This is a genomic window from Actinacidiphila sp. bgisy160 (assembly GCF_057707815.1).
This window is the reverse complement of the sequence record NZ_JBYIQW010000058.1, coordinates 25,114-46,142: the sequence shown is the minus strand read 5'-3', so window position 1 is coordinate 46,142 and position 21,029 is coordinate 25,114. Positions and strand designations below refer to the sequence as shown.

Below are 21,029 nucleotides of genomic sequence, written 5' to 3'. Positions count from 1 at the left end.
CGGGCGCGTGCGGCAGCACTGCCGCACCTGCGGTCGGGGGCCGCCTCTCGTTTCCCGCCGGCCGCCGCACAGGAGTACACCGGACAGGAGACATCCAGCCGCAAGCAAGGGAGGGAGGGAACGACGATGCCAGCCGAGCCGCTGCCGGAGGCATTCGGGGCCTGGGCACGCGAGATCGTCAAGGCCTTCCCCCACATGTCGGATGAATCCCTGCAGAAGGTCGCGGACATTTTCGACGAGATGGATGCGCGGCTCATCGAGGAAGTCGCCCGACGCCAGACACACCCCTCCGCGGGCTCGACGCCCGACCCGCACAGCCCCGCCCCTCCGTCACCCCGGGCGGCTGCCGGGGAAGCCTGACGCGTGTTGCGTCCCTGCCGCAGGTCGATGCGCAACGTTCGCCGGCGTCGGGCTGAAGGCGGGCGTACCGGCAGCGGTGACCAGGTCGGCCAAGTGCAGGCCGTGCATCCGCCGGTCCGGCGACCCGGCCGGACGGCTGCCCCGAGACGGCAGGCGGCACGCGACAGGCCGTCGCCCCGCGTACACCGTGCGGCACGCCGCGCGGTGCTTGTTCAGCCGGTCCTGGACGACCCGATGCAGGCGCGTGAGGAGCACCGTATTGCCGAAGTCGCCCACCGCGAGCCTGACGTCGCTGTCAGGCTCTCCCACCGACCGCGTCCGCCTGGGTGCTCCTGGGCGCTGCCGGCGGTCCGGGCGGGTTCGGGCGCCGCCGTGCGTAGGTCCACAGTTGGTCGATGAAGGCGAAGCCGAAGGATTCGAAGAGCCTGGGGGCGGCCTGGTGGCCGGGGACCGTCTCCGGGAGGTCGTCGACGACGAGGGCGACCTCGGTGGCGCCCTGCTCGGCCAGCAGGGCCAGGGCCTGGCTGAGCAGCTGCTGGGCCAGGCCGTGACGGCGCTGCTCGGGCAGGGTCTCGATCCACCACACGGTCGCGGTGTGGTCGGGTCCGACGCTGACCAGGGTTTCGGCGACCGGCTCGTCCGCCTCACGGATGATCAACCGGTAGCCAGGAGGGAATTCGCAGGGGAAGACGTCGGCGACCAGCTTTGCGGGCAGCGTCTCGACGGGCAGCGGGCGGTGCAGGTAGCAGCCCCGGCGGCGACCGGTGAAGCCGGTCCCCAAGAGCGCGTCGTGGGTGGCGGCGCGGCGGGTCCGGGGCAACCCGCCCGGGCCGAGGGCGTCCGGCGGGGCACCGACGAAGGCCTCGACCAGCGGGCAGCCGGCGAGTTCCGCGACGGCGTGCGTGAGCAGGGCACGCAGCACGACGGGGTCCTCTCGGGCGTGCAGCCAGCAGATCAGGCCGACCTGCACATCGGGCCAGGCCAAGAACACGATGACGCCGCGGGGCCGGTCCTCGGCGTCAGCCAGCACACTGATGCAAGGCCGGGCAGGTGCCGCCCAATCAGCGAGGTGGGACGGCCCCCGGGCGGCGTCAGCCAGGATGTCCCGGGTGCAGCACGGCTGTCCCGGCGGCCGGTCGGCGTTGATCAACTCACGCACCACCGGCTCGTCCTTGGGGCGATACGGACGCACCACCGACCCTCTCGCAGGGCGGGGCGAAAAGGCTTCTTCATCCTTTCGCATGCTGCTGGCCTTCTTCCGACAGCTGCAGCACTCACGTCTTTCAGCGTGCCGTGTTCTGCTTGTCCTGTCACGGGGCCGCCCGGCAACAGGGCGCGCCGTCATGCGGCGGGCGTGACCTGCTGGGCCTCGGCCAGCACCGCACAGATCTCGTCGATCAACGGCTGGTGGATGGGCAGTGCCAGGTGGCCGACGCCGTGGACGAGCACGCTGCGGGCCTGCAGGTCGGGGTGGTCGATGCGGGCTCTGCCGGCGGGGATGACGGCCTCGTCCAGGTCGCTGTAGAAGGCGACGAACCGGGTTCGGCAGCCCGCAGTCGGCTCGGCGAGCTCGGCCAGCAGTTCGCTTCCCGGCCTGAGCTGGCGCAGCAGCGGGTGGGGCGGGGCCAGCAGCGCGGTTGCGGTGCCGCCGTGCGGCGTCCCGAGCGTGATCACCAGCGGGACGCAGGCGTCTCCGCCGAGCCGCTGCACGTAGTAGCGCGCGATCAGCCCGCCCAGGCTGTACCCGACCACGCGGACGGCCTGTCCGCCGCTGCGGGCGCGCAGCTGCTCGACCTCATCGCCCAGCACCTTCGCCGCCACGCGGATGTCCGGGGTGAGCACGCTGTAACCGACCGTGGTGACCGGGCCCGCGCCGGAGCCGCGCAGCCCCTGCCGCAGCAGCGTGAACACCGAGGCTCGATCGGCCAGTCCGTGCACCAGCAGCACCGGCGTCCCCCGTTCGACCGCCTGCTCCTCGGCCCGGCCCGGCGGCAGCCAGGACACGGCAGGGGCGAACCGCCCGGTGAGCTGGCGCAGACCCCAGCCGGCCAGGTCCACCGGCATGCCGGCCAGGCGCCGCGCGGCCCATCCCGCCTCCACGCCGGCGCCGCGAGCCGCCGCCACCCATGGCACCGGCAGCTGCGGCCTCCACGCAATGCTCGTGTCGTCCACCTTCTCCAGACGACCCCCACATTAATGACACGTAAATACAGGGTTACACGCACCGCCCTGGATGTGCATCCCGCGAGTGATGACGTGCCCTCATGCGCTGCGCCGGCAGCAGCCCGGCGGCCGGCTTGGACGCAGGACGTGGCGGGCGAGCCCCTCAGCGCGGCCCGGGCCGGGTTCTCGAGCCGCCCGTCGTCCGCGCCGTCCCGATCAGGCTCAGGCCGGCAGGCCTGGTTGCTATGCACCGTGGAGGTGTCGGCCTTGCGGCGGGGGCGGATGGTGCGGGTCCCTCGGTTCGGGCGGGGCGGTGGCGGCGTCGACGACAGCCTCGGCGTGCCGCTGGAGGGTGCGGTCGAGTTCTTGGAGCTGGTCCTCGTCGGCACGGCGGATGGAGCCGAGCAGGTCCGAGCTGCTGGTGTCGCCGGTGGTGTGGGCGATGTGCTCACCGGCCCGGCAGGTGGCCACGGCGTACGCGGTGACGGCGTACTGCTCCTCGATGTTCTTCAGCTGCTGTTGCTCTGTGGCGGTCTTGCCCCGCAGCAGGGCGGCCGGGATGGCCATCGCCGTGTGGAAGGGGAGCCAGGCGGCCTGACGGGTCAGGTGCCAGACCCCGCCGAGGATCTGGGCGGGCCCGGGAGGCTGCAGCATGTTGAGATGGTCGTCGAGGCGGCGCAGGTGATCGCGGGCGTCGCCGATGCTGTCTTCCAGGGACGTGCGGTCCTGGCCGGCGGGAGTGAGCGCGGCGTGTGCCGTGAGCCGTTCGGTGACGGCGGCCTCGGCCCGGCGGGCTTCGCGCAGCGCCGGTACGAGTGCCTGTGTCGTGGCGGTCATCATGCTCCCTTGGCTGGCAGGTGAGGTGTGCGGGCCCGGTCTGCCCGGCATCACAGGGCAGCCGCTCATGCGCCCGCCCCCTCTTCCACGGTGACCCGGGGCGGGACCGCGCGCACCTGCTGGGGGCGGAGGGGGATCCCGCCGCTGTCGTCGGTGGCGGATCAGGCCCGTGCGTTCGACGGTCGCCGGCAGCGGAGTGGTGTCGATGGCGGTGACCGCCTCCAAGGGGGCCGACTGCCTCGGTGCGGAAGGTGTACAGCGCATCGAGGTTCGCGGCGGCGACAGCGACGACCAGGTTGGAGGGACCTGTGGTCGCGGCGCAGAACCGGACGTGCGGGTGGGTGCTCAGGGTCTGCGCGGTCTCCTGCAGTGCCCCTGGCCGCACGGCGATCCACAGCAAGTCCTCGGTCTGCGCGCCCAGCAGTGCGAGATCGAGCTCACCACCCGCTCCGGCGGCAGACAAGCGGTCGCTGGCAGCGCCACGCCCGCCCAGCTACGCGCCGACGCCGCTCGCCATCGTCAACCGGAGCCCCGCGCGCGGCCGGCTCACCCTGCCTCCTCCGCTCCCGGCAACCGGCGGACGGTTCAGCGCGTCGCGGCGAGGTGTGCGGCCATTTCCCGAGCCGAGGAAGGGAGCCCGCGGACGGGGTGGCCGTACTGCGGGTGCGCCTCGTCCAGGCCCGGGACCATCGACCGGGACCGTTCCCCCGGCACGCGTTCCAGCACGGTCGTGCCGGTCTCCGCCTCCAGGGCCGGGGCGTAGCCCGCCGTACGCAGGGCGGCGAGGGTCTCGTCCGGGGGCGCCGTGGAGATCAGCACGGTCGGCGCGATCTTCCGCAGGCCCAGTTTGGCGAGCCCGCGCGCCTTCGCGACCTCCTCGATCAGGGCCGTGTCCTCGGACCGGACGCAGCAGGCGGAACGCACCACCCGCAGCCGCCCATGGGTCCGCGCGACGTCCTTGACCGTGTACGTGAGCGGCTGCGGCAGTTCCGTCCCCGGCCGGCACACCGCGGCGAGACGTTCGAGGATCCCGCCGGCGTCCCATCCCGCGTCGAAGGCCCGGCGCAGGGAGGCGGGGGTGATGCGCCAGACCACGGCGTGCCCCTCGGACTCGATGTCGCCGACCGCGGACAGCAGTGCCGCGAGCTCCGGTGCGGGGGTGCCGGTGACCGTCGCCGTCGAGTCGGCCTGGAACCGGGCCGTGGTGCTCGGCGCGGGGAGCGACGAACGGAGGGCATCGCGCAGCGCCGCTACCGCCTTGGCCAGCACGGGGCGTTCGGCCAGGCCCCGTCCCAGCCGGTCGGTGCCTTCTGCCGCCGGGTCGGCGTCCGCGCCGGGCACGGCCGGGTAGTGGCGGGCGGCCCCGGCGTCCAGGAGGTCGGCGACCGCGCGGCCGGCCTCGGTCAGCGCACCGTGTGCCACCAGGCCGAGCAGCTCCGCCTCCGCCAGCGTGGCCTCGAGCCGGCCTTCGAGCTCCTCGTCCTCGTAGGGCGCCAGCAGCACCGGCCGCAGCCACACGGCCCGCTCGAGGAGTCCCTCGCGTCCCTCGTCCCCGGCGGCGAGTCCGCGCCCTTCCGGCAGCGTGGCGAGCGCCCGCAGGACGCCGTGCCGCAGCGGCGCCGCGTACGGGTCCTGGGGGGTGACCAGCGCGACCGGCGTCTCGTCGTCCTCCGGCCAGTACGTGAACACCTCCGGCACCACGGCCCAGGCGGCCACCAGTGGCAGCAGCTTCCCGGCGGGCGTGGCCGCCGCCCAGGCGTCGTACCGTTCGCTGGGCAGCAGTCGCACCGGCTGCTTCGCTGTGGCGGGTCGCCGGCGCCCCCGACCGCGAGCGGCGCCTTCCTCCTCCTCGGCCTGAGGCGCGGCGAGGCCCGCGTTCACCGCGAGGTCGAGCCACAGCCGGGTGTGCTCCTCGCTCGTCCCGGCCGCCTTCGCCAGCCTCCTGGTGTCGCGCACCGCGATCCCGCCCGCCTTGCGCACCGCCACCGGGTGCGCGGCCAGCTCCCGCAGCACCAGTTCCGCCCGCCATGCGGCGGTCCCCGCCGCCACCGCGCCCTGGCCCGGTCCCGGGGCAGCGGCGCGAGGCACGTCAGCGGTTCCGGGTCCAGGCTCGGCGCGGGCGCCGCCTGCTCCCCGCGCAGTGCGCGGCCCACCTCGTACGGCAGTTCCACCAGATCCGGCCCGACCGGCACCACCATGCCGTGTTCCGCGAGCCAGTCGGTGCCCTCGTCCCCGCTGCCGCCCTCCCGGAAGGTGTACTTGTCGTCCGGCCCCGCGTAACCGCCGTACCGGGAGACGAAGCAGTGCGTGCGCAGCAGCGGGGGTCCCTGCAGCATGTGCCCGAGCAACTCGTGGGCCGCCGCCGGGGCGCCGGCGACCAGTTCCCGTACCCGGTCGCCGTCGGCGAGCAGGGCGCCGATCGCCTTCTGCGCGTCCGCGCGGGTGCGCTGCTCGACGCCGAGTACGGCGGCGATCCGTTTGATCTCCGGCGCGTTGTACGCCTGCGTGAGCAGCGTGTCGGCCGGCCTTCCGTAGCCGTCCATCCGGGCCGCCAGCGCGTGCACCCGGGACGGCAGCGCCAACCGGCCGCGTGGCGCGGGAAGCAGCAGCGCCCGCTCCCGCAGCCCTTCCAGCGCTCGGACCGTCCTCTCGCGGGGCGTGCCCCCCTGTTCCAGCCAGTCCAGCACCTCGGACTCGGGCACCAGCCGGGTGTAGGGGTCGACCGGCGGCGGCGCCGGGCGCCAGGCGTAGACCTGCCGGTCGGCGGCGGGCACCGGCCCGTACGTCTCCAGGGCGCGGGCCGCCACGCACGCCAGCAACTGCGCCTCGCCCGCCGTCCCGGCGGCGACGGCCCGCTCCACGGAGCCGTCGGTGAGGAGGTGCTCCGCCAGTTGCCGGAACGTCGTCACCGGCTCATAGCCCGCGGCGTGCGGCAGTTCACGTTCTTCCAGCAGGGCGGTCAGACGCTCGGCGGAGAGTCCGGCGAGCCACTTCTCCAGGGCGGTACGCGCATCCACCCCCTGAGCCTAGAACAACTCGAGGGGACGCCGATGCCATCCGGGACGGGCTCACCCCGGCGGGCGGCCGAACGAGGTGCGGCCTCGCGACACGGTCTGCCGCCGTGTCGCGAGGCCGCGCTGACGCCGACGGAGCCCTGTCGGAGGTGGATCGTCTGTGGTTCCTTCACGCCTCCCGGAACAATCTCTTCGACCCGGGCGGATCGTTCCTGATCAGTGCGGCGGGCCAGGACAGCCGCGCCCTCGGCTGGACTCAAGTCCAGTGGCAGGAAGGCGGCGACTGGCGCCCAACCTCCAGGACGAGCAGTCACCGGAGTTCCTGGCGCTTTCCATGGACGGCCGCTGCATTTGCGCCGTAACGACGGAGGAATACGAATACTGGATCGTGGTCCACCGTTACAACTGATCGAGGGTTCCGCCTGCGGAAAGCTCAGGCGAATTCGCCGCCGCGGAACCACCCCGGCTCGAAACCGCGCGCTCCTGCGCAGGTGGCTGGGCAAGGCAGCGGGCCGAGCCCGATCCCTCCGCCGGCGGCCTGGACCGCACCCTCGCAGGCCCGGCCGAAGGCGACTGCGCGCGCCGGCGGCTCCTCTTGCGCCCTGGCGGGCCTCCTACGGCGCGCGGGCCCGACACCCCGACCGAGTCCTGTCCGATCGGCCGTGGCGCGATCACGGCTTCCTGCCGCCCAAGCGATCTCTCTGGCGCGGTCTGCCGGCGCGGAGTTGAGGCCGGGGATACCTCGCACCGCGGAAAGAGGTCGCGTGCGTCACGCACTGACGCCAACGAGCCCCATAGCCATGACACGCGACGACTGTATACTATCCGCCTGTATACAACCGCCCGCCCCGAGGACCGGAGGAGACATGGCAGATCTGGACTCCGAGGTAGTGCTGGGCATGACGGCCCAGGCACCCGACGGCGTGGTCATCATCGACCGCGAAGGACTCATCCGTTACTGGAACCACGGGGCGGAGCGGATCTTCGGGTTCTCGTCGGCCGAAGTGGACGGCCGCAGCCTGGACGTCATCATCCCGGAACGGCACCGTCAGCGGCACCGGGACGGTTTCGACAAGTCCATGGCGAGCGGCACCACCAAGTACGGGGACGACGACCTCCTGACCGTCCCGGCAGTGGGCGCCGGCGGCCGGAAGCTGTCCATCGAGTTCAGCGTGGTGCTGCTGAACGACGCCGAGGGACGGCCGGGTTACGTCGGGGCGGTCATCCGGGACGTCACCGCGCGGCGCGCCAAGGAGAAGGAGCTGTACCGCCAGGTGGCGGCCGCCAAGGTGGACCAAACGACGGCGACCTGACTTCTGCCCCACGCGAACGAAGCCCCTGTCGGCGTCGCCGGGATCGCCACGACATCGGCAAGTGCCGCCGACTGCTCCTCGGGGGCGACCGGCGTGCTGGGTGCGGGTGCGCGGAGGCCGTCCCCTCACTCGGCACGCCCGCCGATCAAGTACTGTACCGTCTTGATGCCGCCGGCGAGGGTGGAGAGGTAGCCCCAGCCATCGCGGCTTAGGTAGCAGGGCTTTCCCTCCGAGCTGGTCCACAGCAGAAGCGGGGACCTACCCCGCCCAACGCGGCGTCGTACAGCTCTCTGCGAGGCATGCGGTCTGCATCGCTTCTGGGCCGGCTCACTGGGCACCCCCGGCCTGGATCGCTGACCGTAGCCACTGATCGACCGTCACTTCAGGCGTCATCATGGCAGCTCTTTGGCATGCCGCTCGCCCCCCGAGCGGTGCGATTACCCGGGCGCGGTGCTGCGGAACTCGCACGTCTTGACCCTATGGGCCGTTTCACCACTTATCCACGATGCGAGATCGCACCGGCCAAGTCCGTCCCCTTCCACGCCGCCATCCGCCTCGAGGGACCCAACGCCCACCAGCGTCCCGACCGCCTGGGCCACCACCGGGCTCCTCAACCACGCCATCCGCGCCGCCGTCGCACGCACCCGCATAGTGCATGAGGGCGAGCCGCCACAGTCCGCCGGGAACACCTCCAAAGCCCGGAAGTCGGCCGGAGCGGTTGGTGTTCCGGTTCGGACGGCATATCAATCCGCGCCACGGAATTCACCCGCGACACACGGTCTTCCACTCCGCATGAATCACTGCACTTCACGGCACACCCACGACCTCCGCCACCCTCATACTGGAACAGGGCGTCGAACTTATCGTGATCAAGGAACTCCTCGGCCACGCCCACATCGACGTCACCGCCACCGTCTACGTGTACGCCTCCGCCTCCAACGCAGAAGCCATGACCGTGCTCGGAAACGTGCTCTGAGCCATCCCTGACCCGCACACCACAACGGCGGCGAACTGTTGTTCGCCGCCGTTGCCGCCAACTATCGCTGTCGGACGTCGAATCTCGTGCCCTCGGAATCCATTCGCCGACGCCAGATTGGCCATCGGGAACCCCTGCACGGGATCGAGCAGATCACCGCTAGCGGTGTTCACTTCCCCAGGCGAAGCCCTTTACGCGCCATGAACTCCAGAAAGCTATCCGCCTCAAGATGAAATCGGCCATCCTCGTGATCCCGAAAATAGACCTCGGGCGAGCACCGACCTTCAGCCGACAAGAAGCCCCACCAGTCACCAGTTCCGACAGGAGCCACAGGCACAAAGTTCGCGTACTTGAACTCCCGTTCATAGACCTTCAACAGGTCATCGTCTGGCCCTTCGTGAGCAGCAATAGGCAGCAGATCAAGGAATAGGAACATTCCTCCACCGTACCGCTGCATGAACTCCTTGTATTCGGCGGGGAGAGACGTCCCCAGGATGACTTCCGCATCAGATAGCTCTGCCTCGGATGCCCGCCGCGACTCAAAGACGTCACCACCTTCCGGGCTGCTCAGGGCCGCACGCTTCGCACGGGCAGTCGACAAGTGCTCCTCGAACTCTGCGAAATCCATGACTCACAAACCGATCATTGTCCAGGCCAGTTGTCGTACCAGTGGTCAGGACTGTACGTTCCCCAGCCCTGCTCTTGAGACCTGTACCACCAGTGTAGTTGCGTGTCTTCACTCCGCATTGCACCGTCGACGCCTTGATTGATGCCTACGCCGCCCGGAGTCTTATTCCGATGAAGATCCGTACCGGCGCCTCGGTGCACGTTCTGATCTAGTTCATGAATCGGCGACCCGGGCATCTGATCCGCGTGGTGAATCTCAATTCGATCACCGAGTTGATTCGGGCGCAACCCCAGAGAGCCTCGGATGATGTCGGACCGAGTCCAAGGTCCCGAATGCCTGATTGGGTCATCCGCTGGCCCTGCCCCCGTTCCTTGAGCGCAGTTGCATTCCACTCCATCTGGAGTGTCACCGCAGTTGTGAACGAGTACCGGAGTGGCCCCCGCCAGCACATAGTACGTGTGGAGGTCGGAGACGGTCAGGTTGTTGACCGTGGACTGCTTGACGGTCCAGCGTTCGATCGACGTGATCTGGACGTACGTGCCGGCGCTGGTCCGCAGCCACTGGCCCGACTTCAGGTCGGTGGCCTTGATCCACTCACCGAGCTCGGCTACCCAGAAGGGGTGGCCGTCGGTCGCGGTGACCTCGGCGGTCTTCGAGCCGTGCTTGCCGTCGATGTCGATGGTGACCTTGACCAGGTGCTTGAGGCCCTGGCCCTTGATCTCGGCGGTGACCGTCTCGATCCGGGTCTCCCCGGACTCGGGATCGGTCGCGACGACCTTGTCGCCCACCTTGATCTTCTCGATCGCCTTGGTGGAGCCGTCGGCCATCAGCACCTTCGTGCCCGGCACGAAGCTGTTGCAGGTGTCGCCCTCCCCTGCCTTGCCAGAGCCGCCGCCGCCGCTCGTACCACCCTTGCTGCGGGAGGAACCGCCGGACTTGCCGCCGCCTCCGCCGCCGCCGGACTTGCCGCCTCCGCCCTTGCCCCCGCCGGCGTGCGAGGAGGCCTTGGGTGCGGCCTTGGCCTGCGACTGCTTCTGGACGGGGTTACCCGTCTTCCGCTTCGCCGCGGCCGCCGCGTCGGCTCTTCTCTTGGCGGCCTCGGCCGCCTTCTTCTTGGCCCTCTGCGCGGCTTCCTTCTTCGCCCTCTCGATCGCCAGCTTCTTGGCCCGTAGCGCGGCGGACTCCGCCGCCTTGGCCGCCTTGAGCACCGCCTCGGCCGCCCGCTTGGCGACCTTGAACGCCTTGATGGCGTCGATGGTGCGGTTGACCGCCTTGATCACCGCCGGGATCTTCCCGAGCTTTGCCCACGGGATGGCGTCGACCGCGATGCTGACACAGGACCACATGTCGCCGCCGAAGCAGGCGATGGCGTCGTTGATGCCGATGAAGTCCTTCAGCGTCTCCCACGCGACCGCCAGGATGACGGAGGTGAGGGATTTGCCCTGCATCGCCTGCGCCTGCGCGACCTGCGCCGCGGACAGACCCGCGCCGGCGAGGGCCGCGGCCTTCTCCGAGGCGGTCAGGCTGATGGACAGACCCGTCGGGTCGGAGTACGTGACCGGGTTGTTCTGCGCGTACGCGTACCCGTTCGACTGCAGGGGGTCGTTCAGGTCGAGCACCGGGTCGACGGACAGGAAGCGTCCGACCACCGGGTCGTAGAGACGGACGCCGAGCGGCTGGTAGCCGGAGGAGTCGTCCCTGGTCTGGCCCAGGAACCCCTTGTGGTTCTGGAGGTTGGCACCGGCGGTGCCGCGCTCGTTGCCGAAGGGGTCCTGCTTGCGGATGCGGACCGGCATGGTGCCGTAGAGGCCGACCTCCGTGTACGCGCTGCCCTGGTGGTCCGTGGTCTGGGCGACCAGGGTCTCCCCACCGCTGCCGTAGGCATAGCGCATGACCGCGCCACCGGGAACCGCGTAGGTGCGCTGGGTGCTGACCAGGACGCCGCCCTGCTGGACGGTGACCTCGGCTTCGCCCAGGTGCAGCGTGGCCTGCTTGCCCTTGATGGTCAGCAGCCGGCTGCCGTCAGGGCCGTAGATGTGACGCGTGTCGTTCTGCGGCTCCCACAGCTGCGCCGTGGAGGAGCCGTCGCAGGCGGCCAGCACGATCGGGGTCGAGTTGGCGTTGACCGCACCCTGGACCGCGAGGCACAGGCTGGGAGTGCCGGCCAGTGCGAGCTGGCCGGTGGAGTTGCGCCGCAGCTCCTGCGCGGCCGAGCCGTCGCACTTCTGGATCTGGAGCGCCGACCCGGCCGAACTCGCGGTGGGCTGGAGACACCAGGTGCCGTACACCGAGAGCGTGCCCCGGTTGGGGTCGGTCTGCGGCGCCGACGCGGTGCCCGGAGTGGGCGTGAACGTGAAGTTCTGCGCCACCGAGCCGTTGCAGGAGTACAGCTGGATCGGCTGGCCCGCCGCGCCCGCACCCGACTTCAGGTCCAGGCACTTCTGGCCGAGACCCACATACGGGGTCTTGCCGCCGGTACCCGCACCGGTGATCCGGTCGACCTGGCCGTCGTAGGTCCAGGTCAGCTCCTGCTTGTCGCCGTTCTGGATCGAGGTGACGGACTTGGTCTCACCGGTCAGCTCGTACAGACGCGTGGCCTCGGCCGTGACCTGCGCACCCGCGGGGGTCTTGTAGGTCTTCGACACCTTGGTCAGCGTGTGCGGCTGGTCCTTGGCGGCGTTCTTGCCGTACGCGTACGTGGAGACCGCGTTCTTGGTGGTGTCGCCGGAGAGGTCGTTCTCGGTCAGCTTGGTGCGGTTGCCGAGCAGGTCGTACTCGTACTCCTGCCAATAGCCGGAGTTGTCCGCGCCCGCGGAGACCCGGAGCGTGCCGTCCGGGTTCTTGTTGAGCGTGCCGTCCGAGTTCCTCGGGTTGACGCAGGTCGTCTGGTCCTTCGACGTCCAGGCCGACTTCAGCTGGCCCAGCGGGTCGTAGACGAAGCACTGGCGCTCCGCGATCCCGGTGGACTTCTCCTGGATCGAGGTGACGTTGCCGGCCGGGTCGTAGGTGTACGCCCGGTTGGACACCAGGTTGCCGCCGACGACGCTCTTGTCGTCCGTCTTCTCGCGGTAGACCGACTGCTCGGTGAGCTCACCGCTGGACTCGTCGAAGGCGTTCTGCGTCCACACGCGGTACGGCTGGGCACCGAGCGTGGAGCGGAGCACCTGGCCGTAGGCGTCGTAGCGGGTCTCGGAGCCGTACCAGTCCTTACCGGAGATGGAGAGCGGCTTGCCGTCCTCGTTGTAGCGGACGACCAGCTTCTCAGCGGCGAACTTGCCGACCGCCGGGAGGGTGGTGTCGTCCAGCATGCCCTTGTCGTTGTACGTGTAGTCGTACCTGTATTCCTTCTGCAGTCCCCAGGTGTCTGCGATGGACTGCGGCAGGGACAGCGTGGTCGAGGTCGGCTGGTAGTCCTTCGTGTAGCCGTTGACCGTCTGCGTGTACGCGAGGCCGTCGGTGTAGCGGGTGGCGGTGGCGGGCATGCCCTTGCCGCCCGTGGCGGAGTCGTACGTGAACTCCGAGAGCAAGGTGCCGGAGGAGTCGTTGAGACGCTGCTGCTTGGGCCGCGACAGCTCGTCGTAGCTGTTCCAGACCTTGACGCCTCGGTCGTTCGTGCTCGTCTGAGGCCGGCCGAAGGCGTCGTACGTCGTGCGCGTCGTACCCGAGTCGGGGTCGGTCGCCGTCTCGAGCTGGCCGTTGTGGTTGTACGTCCACGTCCACGGGTGCGTGTCGTCCGCCGAGGCGGTCGCCTTCTTGACCTGGCCGTGCGCGTCGTACTCGTACCGCGTCGAGGTGAACCCGCCGGGGGCCGCCGGGTTGAAGGTGTCCGTCCGGACGGTACGGCCGGTCGCGTCGGTCCAGACGCGGTAGGACGAGTCGCCCTCCGGCTGGATGACCTTCGACCAGTCCTCGCCGTACTCGTAGCGGACGGCCCGGTCCTCGTACGCCTTGGAGAAGGACTCCTTGGTGTCCGGGTCGATCCACTTGAGGTACGGCGTCTCCTTCAGCACGCGGCCGAGACCGTCGTAGGTGTAGCGCGTGATGTTGGGGACGGCCGTGTCGGCGAGCGGGCTGAACAGCTCGCCCGGCTTGGCCTCCTGGGTCAGGTAGGCGTTGTTGGTCTGGTAGACCTCACCGGAGCTGTTGTACAGCGTGTCGGTGATCAGCCAGCCGGCGTCGTTGTCGGCCTCCTCCTGCGTCTGCCGCTCACGGCCGAGGCCGTCGTAGAGGGTGACGGAGGTCTCGATCCGGTCCTCGTAGCCACGCGCGTACGTGGTGACGTACGGAGGCTTGCGGATCTTGAGCTTCGGGTCGTCGGGGTCGGTCTCCTCCGCCGGGATCGTGTAGACCGCACGGAAGTCCGCCACGCCGTTGCCGGGGGTACGGCCCGGGGCCCAGGCCTCGGCGAGCCGGCCCAGCGGGTCGTACACGGCCTCGCTGACCTGGTTGTTGGCGTCGGTCGTCTTGACGGTGACCGAGCGGCCCGGCTCCAGCTCCTGGATCTGGCTGTGCCCGAGGACGTTGGTCGTGGTGACCTTGAAGACCTGGCCCGTGGCCGGTCCTATGGAGTCGTAGGTGATCGTGGCGGACTTCGGAGTCGGCTGGGCCAGCTGATCCGCCGGGGTCTGCTTGACCACGCGTCCGATGGCGTCGAACTCCGTGGTACCGGTGGTCTGGAAGCCGGTACCGGTGCCGTTGAGCGTCCACGACTCGGTGGCCAGGCCACGGGTCGAGGACCCGAGCGCGGTGCCGTAGGCCGTGCCGTCGTACGCGGTGCGCTGGCCGCCGGTGAGCGTCGACAGGTCCGACCAGTCGGCGTTCTCGCAGGTCGTCGGCGAGACCAGGACCTGCTTGGACAGGCCGATGAGGTTCTTGTCGGTCCGGTGCAGGTACTCCAGCTTGGTGCAGGACTCGTCACCGGGTTCGGTGATGTCGCCCAGGGACTCCACCAGGGTCGGCAGACCGTAGGTCGCGTCGTACGTCGTGCTGGTCCTGACCGTGCGCAGGGTGCGCGGGTCGTCGGTGTTGGTGCCGGACGACCTGGTGTACGCGATCTCCTCGGGCTCCGTGACCCGCCAGGCCCGCAGCGGGCTCAGTCCGTCGTCGCGGTCGCGCCTGGCGAGTTCGGTGGCCTCGGGCTTGGTGACCGAGCGGGACAGCCAGTCGGAGTCGGCCTTGGTGGAGTCGGTGTACGTGATCTCCTCGGCGATCCGGCCGGCGAACGGCTCCTGGTCCTTGGCGATCTCGGCGCCGGTGATGTCCTTGACGGACACGGTGTCGCCGAGTCCCCGGAAGAAGCGGGTGACGGACTTGGAGCGCTGGCCGGCGGTGTCCGGGGTGTCCTCGACGACGGGACCCGTCAGGACCGTGGTCTGCTCGACGCCCGCGAACTGCGAGTAGGTGCGGGTGGACTTCTTGGTGAACTCGGCCTCGGCGAGCTTCCAGGCCGGGTTCTTGTACCGGTATTCCGTCCTGGTGGTGAAGTTGCCGTCGATGTTGGGCAGTTCCTCGACGGTGTCCACGACGTACTTGTGGAACCAGTCGATGTCCTCGACCTCGGGGTCGGGGTTCCAGAACGACGGGTAGCAGAGCCGGTCGTTCACCTTGAGCTGGGCCTGCAGCCGGGCCATGGCCGTGGCCCTGTCCTCGCCGGGCTGCTGGTCGAGCACGGGGAGGTTGCCGGTGAGGCAGTCGCCCTCGATCGGCTTGTACGTGACGATGGTCTCGCCGCCGTACTCGTTGACGACGCGGCCGATGCGCAGCCGGGAGAAGCCGGGGCGTGACGGGTGGACCTTCTTGACGCGGTTCGGCATGTCCTCGGCGTTGGGCTCGAACTTCACCGTGTTGAGCTGCACGCTCGCGTCGGTGGAGCCCTTGCGGGCGTAGCCGGTGCGCTGGACCGACTCCAACCACAGGGCCGTGTTCGGGCCGGTGAGCAGCTCGGCGAAGCTCTGCTTCAGCTGGTACTCGTCGACGACCTGGCGGGCGGCGGTGTCCGTGCGCCGCTGGGCCGAGGTCGTGATCTTGTCGAGGCGCTTGCGGGTCCAGAAGGACGGACCGGCGTTCCAGCACTTCTTGCCGGCCTCGCAGCGCATGTCGACCGGGGTGTCGAACCAGGGCCGGTAGTTGCGCGGGTCCTTGGAGGTGAAGTTGGCGTCCGAACAGGTGACGTCGTCGACGGTGTAGCAGCGCTCCGCCACCGTGAAGCCGACCCGGGCCGGGGCCTCCGCCGTGAAGATGCTATTGCTGCGCTGGCCGTAGTAGATGTGGTCGAGCCAGCCGTCGCGGTCGTAGGGGACCGGGTCCTTGAAGTTGAAGTTGCGGGCGTAGTAGTTCGGGGCGTCCTTCTTCCACCACAGCGACATGGCGTTGCCGTGGACGTCCTCGACGTAGTCGAGGCCCCAGCGCCAGCCCTGCGTGCACCAGGAGTTCGTCCAGTCGGTGGTCGTGGGGCCCTTGTAGCAGTCCTCGCCCGAGTGGTTGCCGTAGACCGGGACCGTGAGCACCGAGTCGGTGGTCGGGTCGTCGGCGGCGGTGCCGTGGTCGGACCAGCCCGGGAGCTTGTTCTTGCCGAAGTGGTACTTCGTGCCGTCCTTGGTGGTGACGACCCAGTACTCACCGTCCTTGGCGCCGTTGCCGGTGGCCTCGCCCTTGATCAGCTGGACGGTGGAGCCGTCGCCGTTGGCCGTGAACCACTTGCCCTTGTCCGCGTCCCAGACCAGCTCGGTGGTCATGCCGCCGAGGGAGAGGGTGGCGTTCTCCGAGCCCCAGCACAGGTCCGCGGTGCGGTGGGTGGCGTTGTTGGAGCCGGCCTTCTTGGAGTCCTGGCGGCAGTTGGCGTACGTGCGGGTGATGGAACCCGCGTTGTAGTCCCAGCCGTCGCCGATCCAGGAGGCCTGGTTGTTCGTCGAGGACGTGCGGCCGTCGACGGTCTGCGAGGAGTACGCCAGGTTGACCTTCGGCATCAGGCCGCCGGCGGTCTCCGGGACCTGGATGTCGTACGAGTACGTGAAGGCGCCCGAGGAGGAGCCCGACGACCAGGAGCCGGAGGACAGCAGCGGCGAGGCCGTGAAGTCACCGGTCGCCGACGAGCCGGTGTCGAGGCCACCGATGGCGGCGCCGCCGCCCGCGGAGACCGCGGGCTGGACGCCCTCCCGGTAGGAGGCCTTTGTCGCCCCGGAGGGGACGAAGCCCTCGTCGAGGAGGCTGGAGACCGGGATGGTGCCGCTGAGGATCTTGTGGGTGGGGGCGTTCTTCGCCGTCCTGGCGTTGGTCGGCGCGTCCTTGGCGGGCACGGTCGTCACCGTGCTGCGCAGGCGCTGGAAGTTCTTCCTGCCGTTCTTGACGTTCTTGTCCCCGTCGGACAGGGACATCGTGCTCGTACCGCCGCCCTCGGCGCAGTCGCCCTCGGTCGGGGAGGAGTACACGCACTCGGGCAGCAGCATCAGACCGAAGCGTTCGACGGCCTGCGGTCCGTAGAGGTCCGCGAAGCCCGCGGTGTCGATGCTGATCGCCACTTCGGCGGCCGGGTCGACCGTGGCCGGCGGGGTGAGCTTCATGATGATGCCGGAGACGCCCGCGTCCTGCGAGGTCGTCTGCGGGGCCACGCCCACGGTCCAGTCGCCGGCGAGGGCGGCGGCGTCGCCGCCCTCGGGGACGCCGATGGCGACGGGCAGGTCGTTGCTGACCGGCTTGGTGGTGCCGGGCGCGCTGCTCGCGTCGAGTGTGGCCTGACCTGTGCCGGAGGCCCACGCCGCGGTGGCGGTGGGGGTGTACGAGGTGACCGGGTTCTCCGGTGCGAGGGTCAGGGTCTTGTCCGCCAGGTCGTCGCCCTCGACCTCGGTGGCCTTCGGCAGGTCCGGGAGGTCGACCTCGGCGATCGACTTCTCTCGGTTCATGCCGGGGCCGGGAACGGCGAGCGCCTCACCGCCCAGGCTGGTCAAGGTCATTGTCAAGGACAACAGCAGGACGACCCCCGTGCGGCTTCGCCGCCGGCGCCATCGTTGTGACTCCGTCATGGCTGGGCGTCCCCGCCCCAGCCATGACAGCCGACCTGAAGCACGCATACGCGTCGACTCCCACCCTGGCGATTCAAACGACGGACGAGGTGCGGAAACACCAATAGGCACACCCCTGGCTCAGGCGCATGCGTGTGGCACCTTCTGTCATGTCCGCCGCATACGCAAGATCGCCGCAGAGTGCCAGAAGCCGGCGAAAGTGATCTGCGACACGGTGCGTAACGGTTCAGACCGCTCCAGTAACGGCCAATCAGAAGGATGGTGGAAACCCGGTGATCGCCACCAATGCGGCCCCGGAAATGCCCGCGAAACGGGCTCAGCTAACAGCCAGTCAAGTCCGTTCCATGCCCATGTAACGGATTCATAAAATCTTCACCGTGGACGTAAATACTTCACATGTGTGATCGTGTGCCCGCCTTCTGCCCCGCGGCCTGCCGACCGGGGCTGTCTGTGCTGTCCTCAATCCGCTTGGTTCCCACGGGAGTAGACCGCCGTGACCGCGCCGCCTCGCTTTCTCAGCCCATTCGTGCGCACGCGCACGCGGCTGTCCCTGACCCTCGGCCTCGTGCTGGCCGCCCTGACCGCCGCCCTGCTGCCGTGGTGGCAGCCCGGCGGCTCTCCCCCGGCCACAGCCGGCCGCGGCGCCAGCAACGCCACCCCTGCCTCCACCGGCCCGCGCGACGAGGCCGCCGCGATGGCCCAGGCCATGCGCACCCACAAGCAGGTGCTCGTCGACACGGCGACCAGCGCCACCACGCTGACCTGGGCACTGCCCAACGGCCGCTTCAAGTCCCGGATCACGGCCGCACCGACCCGGGCGAAGAACGCCAAGGGCCAGTGGGCCCCGGTCGACAACACGCTGAAGCGAACGGCCGGCGCGCCCGGGGGCCTTGGTATCGCGCCCGCGAACCCGGCGGTTCCCGTCCGCTTCGCGAGCGGCAACGCCCGCAAGACGCGGGCCGACCGCTCGTTCGCCCGCCCCGAGACGCCGGGTGAGACGGTGCTCGCCGAGGTCGAACTGGGCGGCCACACCGTCGCGTACACCTGGCCGGACGCACTGCCCGAGCCGGTCCTCGACGGTCCGCGCGCCCTGTACCCCGAGGTCCTCCCGGGCGTCGACCTGCTGCTCGTCGCCCGCGAGGAGGGCGGTATGGCCCAGGTCCTGATCGTCAAGACCCCCGAGGCCGCGCGGCAGGAAGCGCTCAGGACCGTCCCGTACGGCCTGCGCTCGGCCACGGCCGTGTTCCGGCAGGACCGCAAGGCCGGCCGGGTCCAGGTCCTGGACAAGGCCGGCAAGGAGGTCGGCTCGATCCCGACGCCGTTCGCGTGGGACTCCAGCGGCCGGGACCCCGAGCTGCCCGAGGGCACCACGCACCGTACGTCCGTCGCCACCCCGGCCGACGTGCTGAAGCTGTCGGGCCTGACCGGCATCGAGCCCGGCGCGCGGTCCGCGCCGCTGCCGGTCACCCTGGACGGCGAGAACACCCACACCGCCCGGCTCGGCATCGGCTTCGCCGCCACCGGTCTTGCGGCGCGCAAGGACGTCACCTACCCGCTGTTCGTCGACCCGTCGCTGAACCCCGGCTGGGACGCGTGGACGGTGGCCTACAAGCCGTACCCGAGCACCAGCTTCTACAACGGCACCAACTTCTCCTCCGGCACCTCCGACGCCCGAGTGGGCCACGAGGACGACACCGGCGGCACAGCCCGCTCCTTCTGGCGCATGGACTGGTCGAGCAGCATCAAGGGCGCGGAGATCACCAGCGCGACCTTCAAGGTGCTCAACAACCACTCCTGGTCCTGCACGAACCGCGAGTTCCAGCTGTGGCGCACCGGCTCGATCTCGTCCGGCACGACGTGGAACGCGCAGCCGAGCTGGTCCGACGAGATCCAGCGCAAGTCCTTCGCGCACGGGTGGTCGTCGACGTCCTGCCCGGACGAGTATGAGGCCTTCAACGTCAAGGACGCCGCCCAGTACGCCACCGACCACGGCAATTCGACCCTCACACTGGGCATGCGGGCCACGAGTGAGTCGGACACCCAGACCTGGCGCAAGTTCAAGGCGACCTCCGCGACCATCGAGGCCGTCTACAACCGCAAGCCGTACGAGCCCACGAACGGTTCCTCCAAGCCCGGCGGCTCCTGCACCCCCGGCCCCGGCGCGGGCGTGACGGTCGGCAAGACCAACATCACCCTGTCGGTGACCGCCAAGGACCCCGACAACAACATGAGCAAGGTCCGCTTCCGGTTCTGGAAGACCGGCGGCACGGTCCCGGCCGGTGTCGAGATCCCGATCGGCGGCACCGGCGGCACCGCCACGTACACCATCCCGTCCAGCGATCCGCTGCTGAAGGACATCACCACCAACACCACCTTCTCCTGGGACGCCATGGGCAAGGACTCGGCGGGTGCGACGTCCACCAACTACCCACCGGGCACCGAGCCCTGCCGCATCACGGTGGACCCGAGCGGACCGTCGCAGCCCATCGTCACCAGCGACGTGTTCCTCAAGGCCACGTCGGACGGCGCCACGTGGGCAACGGTGAAGTTCGGCACGACCGGACCGATCACCTTCGAATCCCCGGGAGCCGTGAGGTTCACCTACGCCTGGGGCGGCGTCAGCCCGGCCCCGGTCAACGCCGACGCCAATGGCGTCGCCACCGTCCCCGACCTGCGGCCGCTGAACGCCGGCCCCAACACGCTGCAGGTCTACGCCTACGACAGCCTCGGCAACGCGAGTGCGCGAACGGACTACACGACCTACGTCCCGCCGAAGGACAACGCCGACGCCCCGGGTGACACGGGCGGCGACGGCACCGCCGACCTGATCCTCATCGACAACAAGGGCGTCCTGCGGACATACGCGGGCCAGCCGGGCGGCGAGCTGTACGGCTCGCTGGTCGCCTCGTACACCATGGGCGCCGACGGCAAGCCGGTGCTGACCCCGGCCGGTCACTGGTACGACGCGACGGCCGGCAAGGCCGCGCTCATCGCGCACTACCAGGACGCCTATCCGGGCGACGGCACCACGGACCTCTTCGCCGTCACCCCGGACGGCGGGTTCTGGCTCTACCCGGGCGACGGCTACGGCTCGTTCGACGTCGACCAGCGGTTGAAGATCCGCCTCCCGTCGAACGCACCCGCGCCGGCCACCTGGACCCAGCTCAAGGCCATCGGCGACATCACCGGCGACAAGCTGCCCGACCTGGTCCTGCGCGCCGGCGCGGCCTACTGGGTGCTCTCCGGCTACAGCGGCGCCACCTTCCAGACCGCGACCTTGATGAACCCCGACGCCTGGGCGCGGCGCGACATCGTCAACCTCGCCGACATGAACAAGGACGGCACGCCCGACCTGCTCTGGCGCAACCTGGACACCGGCACCATGTACGTCCGGCACGGCAGGCCCGGCACCGTCTCCGGCAGTGTCGACCTCAACTCCCTGATGCTCGCGGCCAACGCACTCGACGGCGACGTCCAGTTCGGCACCAGCTGGACCGAGACCAACGTCGACGCGGCGATCGGCATCCCGGACATCAATAACGACGGCATCCCGGACATCTGGGCCCGGTTCCCGTCGGACGGCCACATGGCCATCTACTATCCGTCCACCACCAACACGAACCCACCGGTGAAGACCGTCATCGGGTCCGGCTGGACCGACAAGCTGGTCTTCGGGTGATCCTGCCCGTCTGACCCGGCCCGTTCCTCACGAGTTCCCGG

The 21,029-nt window shown here is 69.9% G+C and carries 10 protein-coding genes and 2 pseudogenes; 4 read left to right on the top strand and 8 right to left on the bottom strand.

Annotated features, from left to right (window positions below):
• On the top strand, positions 1–360 hold a 360-nt coding region (locus AC3EUJ_RS31250; protein WP_431967299.1), incomplete at its 5' end, for a hypothetical protein.
• Positions 361–655: 295 nt separating this feature from the next.
• Here the strand turns inward: AC3EUJ_RS31250 and AC3EUJ_RS31245 are convergent.
• The 6 genes and pseudogenes from AC3EUJ_RS31245 to AC3EUJ_RS31220 all read right to left on the bottom strand — a co-directional run bounded on the left by AC3EUJ_RS31245 (position 656) and on the right by AC3EUJ_RS31220 (position 6,377).
• Positions 656–1,519, bottom strand: coding sequence for a GNAT family N-acetyltransferase (locus AC3EUJ_RS31245; RefSeq protein ID WP_431967298.1), 864 nt, complete (start codon positions 1,517–1,519; stop codon positions 656–658).
• 182 nt (positions 1,520–1,701) lie between these two features.
• Positions 1,702–2,484, bottom strand: coding sequence for an alpha/beta fold hydrolase (locus AC3EUJ_RS31240; RefSeq protein ID WP_488180982.1), 783 nt, complete (start codon positions 2,482–2,484; stop codon positions 1,702–1,704).
• A gap of 282 nt (positions 2,485–2,766) precedes the next feature.
• Entirely contained in the window at positions 2,767–3,360 is a 594-nt protein-coding gene (locus AC3EUJ_RS31235) for a hypothetical protein (RefSeq protein WP_431967294.1), read from the bottom strand.
• Between the two features lie 295 nt (positions 3,361–3,655).
• Positions 3,656–3,745 (bottom strand): annotated as a pseudogene (locus tag AC3EUJ_RS31230) (hypothetical protein); the annotation flags it as partial.
• A gap of 200 nt (positions 3,746–3,945) precedes the next feature.
• Positions 3,946–4,629: a helicase-associated domain-containing protein gene (locus tag AC3EUJ_RS31225; protein WP_431967305.1), complete on the bottom strand. Its 684-nt coding sequence runs from the start codon at positions 4,627–4,629 to the stop codon at positions 3,946–3,948.
• Between the two features lie 608 nt (positions 4,630–5,237).
• Entirely contained in the window at positions 5,238–6,377 is a 1,140-nt protein-coding gene (locus AC3EUJ_RS31220; RefSeq protein WP_431967292.1) for a hypothetical protein, read from the bottom strand.
• 863 nt (positions 6,378–7,240) lie between these two features.
• Between AC3EUJ_RS31220 and AC3EUJ_RS31215 the strand changes: the two genes are divergently transcribed.
• Both AC3EUJ_RS31215 and AC3EUJ_RS31210 read left to right on the top strand, forming a co-directional pair.
• Positions 7,241–7,687, top strand: a complete 447-nt coding sequence (locus tag AC3EUJ_RS31215; protein WP_431967290.1) for a PAS domain S-box protein — start codon at positions 7,241–7,243, stop codon at positions 7,685–7,687.
• An 826-nt stretch (positions 7,688–8,513) separates the two neighbouring features.
• Positions 8,514–8,663: pseudogene (locus tag AC3EUJ_RS31210) on the top strand (site-specific integrase); the annotation flags it as partial.
• Between the two features lie 169 nt (positions 8,664–8,832).
• Here the strand turns inward: AC3EUJ_RS31210 and AC3EUJ_RS31205 are convergent.
• Both AC3EUJ_RS31205 and AC3EUJ_RS31200 read right to left on the bottom strand, forming a co-directional pair.
• Positions 8,833–9,291, bottom strand: coding sequence for an SMI1/KNR4 family protein (locus AC3EUJ_RS31205; RefSeq protein ID WP_431967288.1), 459 nt, complete (start codon positions 9,289–9,291; stop codon positions 8,833–8,835).
• A gap of 14 nt (positions 9,292–9,305) precedes the next feature.
• Positions 9,306–17,240 carry a polymorphic toxin-type HINT domain-containing protein gene (locus tag AC3EUJ_RS31200; RefSeq protein ID WP_431967286.1) on the bottom strand — a complete coding sequence of 2,645 codons (7,935 nt, stop codon included), beginning with the start codon at positions 17,238–17,240 and terminating at the stop codon, positions 9,306–9,308.
• Positions 17,241–17,802: 562 nt separating this feature from the next.
• On the opposite strand from AC3EUJ_RS31200, the gene AC3EUJ_RS31195 reads away from it, so the two are divergent.
• Positions 17,803–20,988: a DNRLRE domain-containing protein gene (locus tag AC3EUJ_RS31195; protein WP_431967284.1), complete on the top strand. Its 3,186-nt coding sequence runs from the start codon at positions 17,803–17,805 to the stop codon at positions 20,986–20,988.
• Positions 20,989–21,029 lie beyond the last annotated feature (41 nt).

Coding starts and splice junctions, on each gene's coding strand:
- AC3EUJ_RS31235 (WP_431967294.1), bottom strand. CDS start 3,360: ATGACCGCCACGACACAGGCACTCGTACCGGCGCTGCGCGAAGCCCGC.
- AC3EUJ_RS31215 (WP_431967290.1), top strand. CDS start 7,241: ATGGCAGATCTGGACTCCGAGGTAGTGCTGGGCATGACGGCCCAGGCA.
- AC3EUJ_RS31205 (WP_431967288.1), bottom strand. CDS start 9,291: ATGGATTTCGCAGAGTTCGAGGAGCACTTGTCGACTGCCCGTGCGAAG.
- AC3EUJ_RS31200 (WP_431967286.1), bottom strand. CDS start 17,240: ATGACCTTGACCAGCCTGGGCGGTGAGGCGCTCGCCGTTCCCGGCCCC.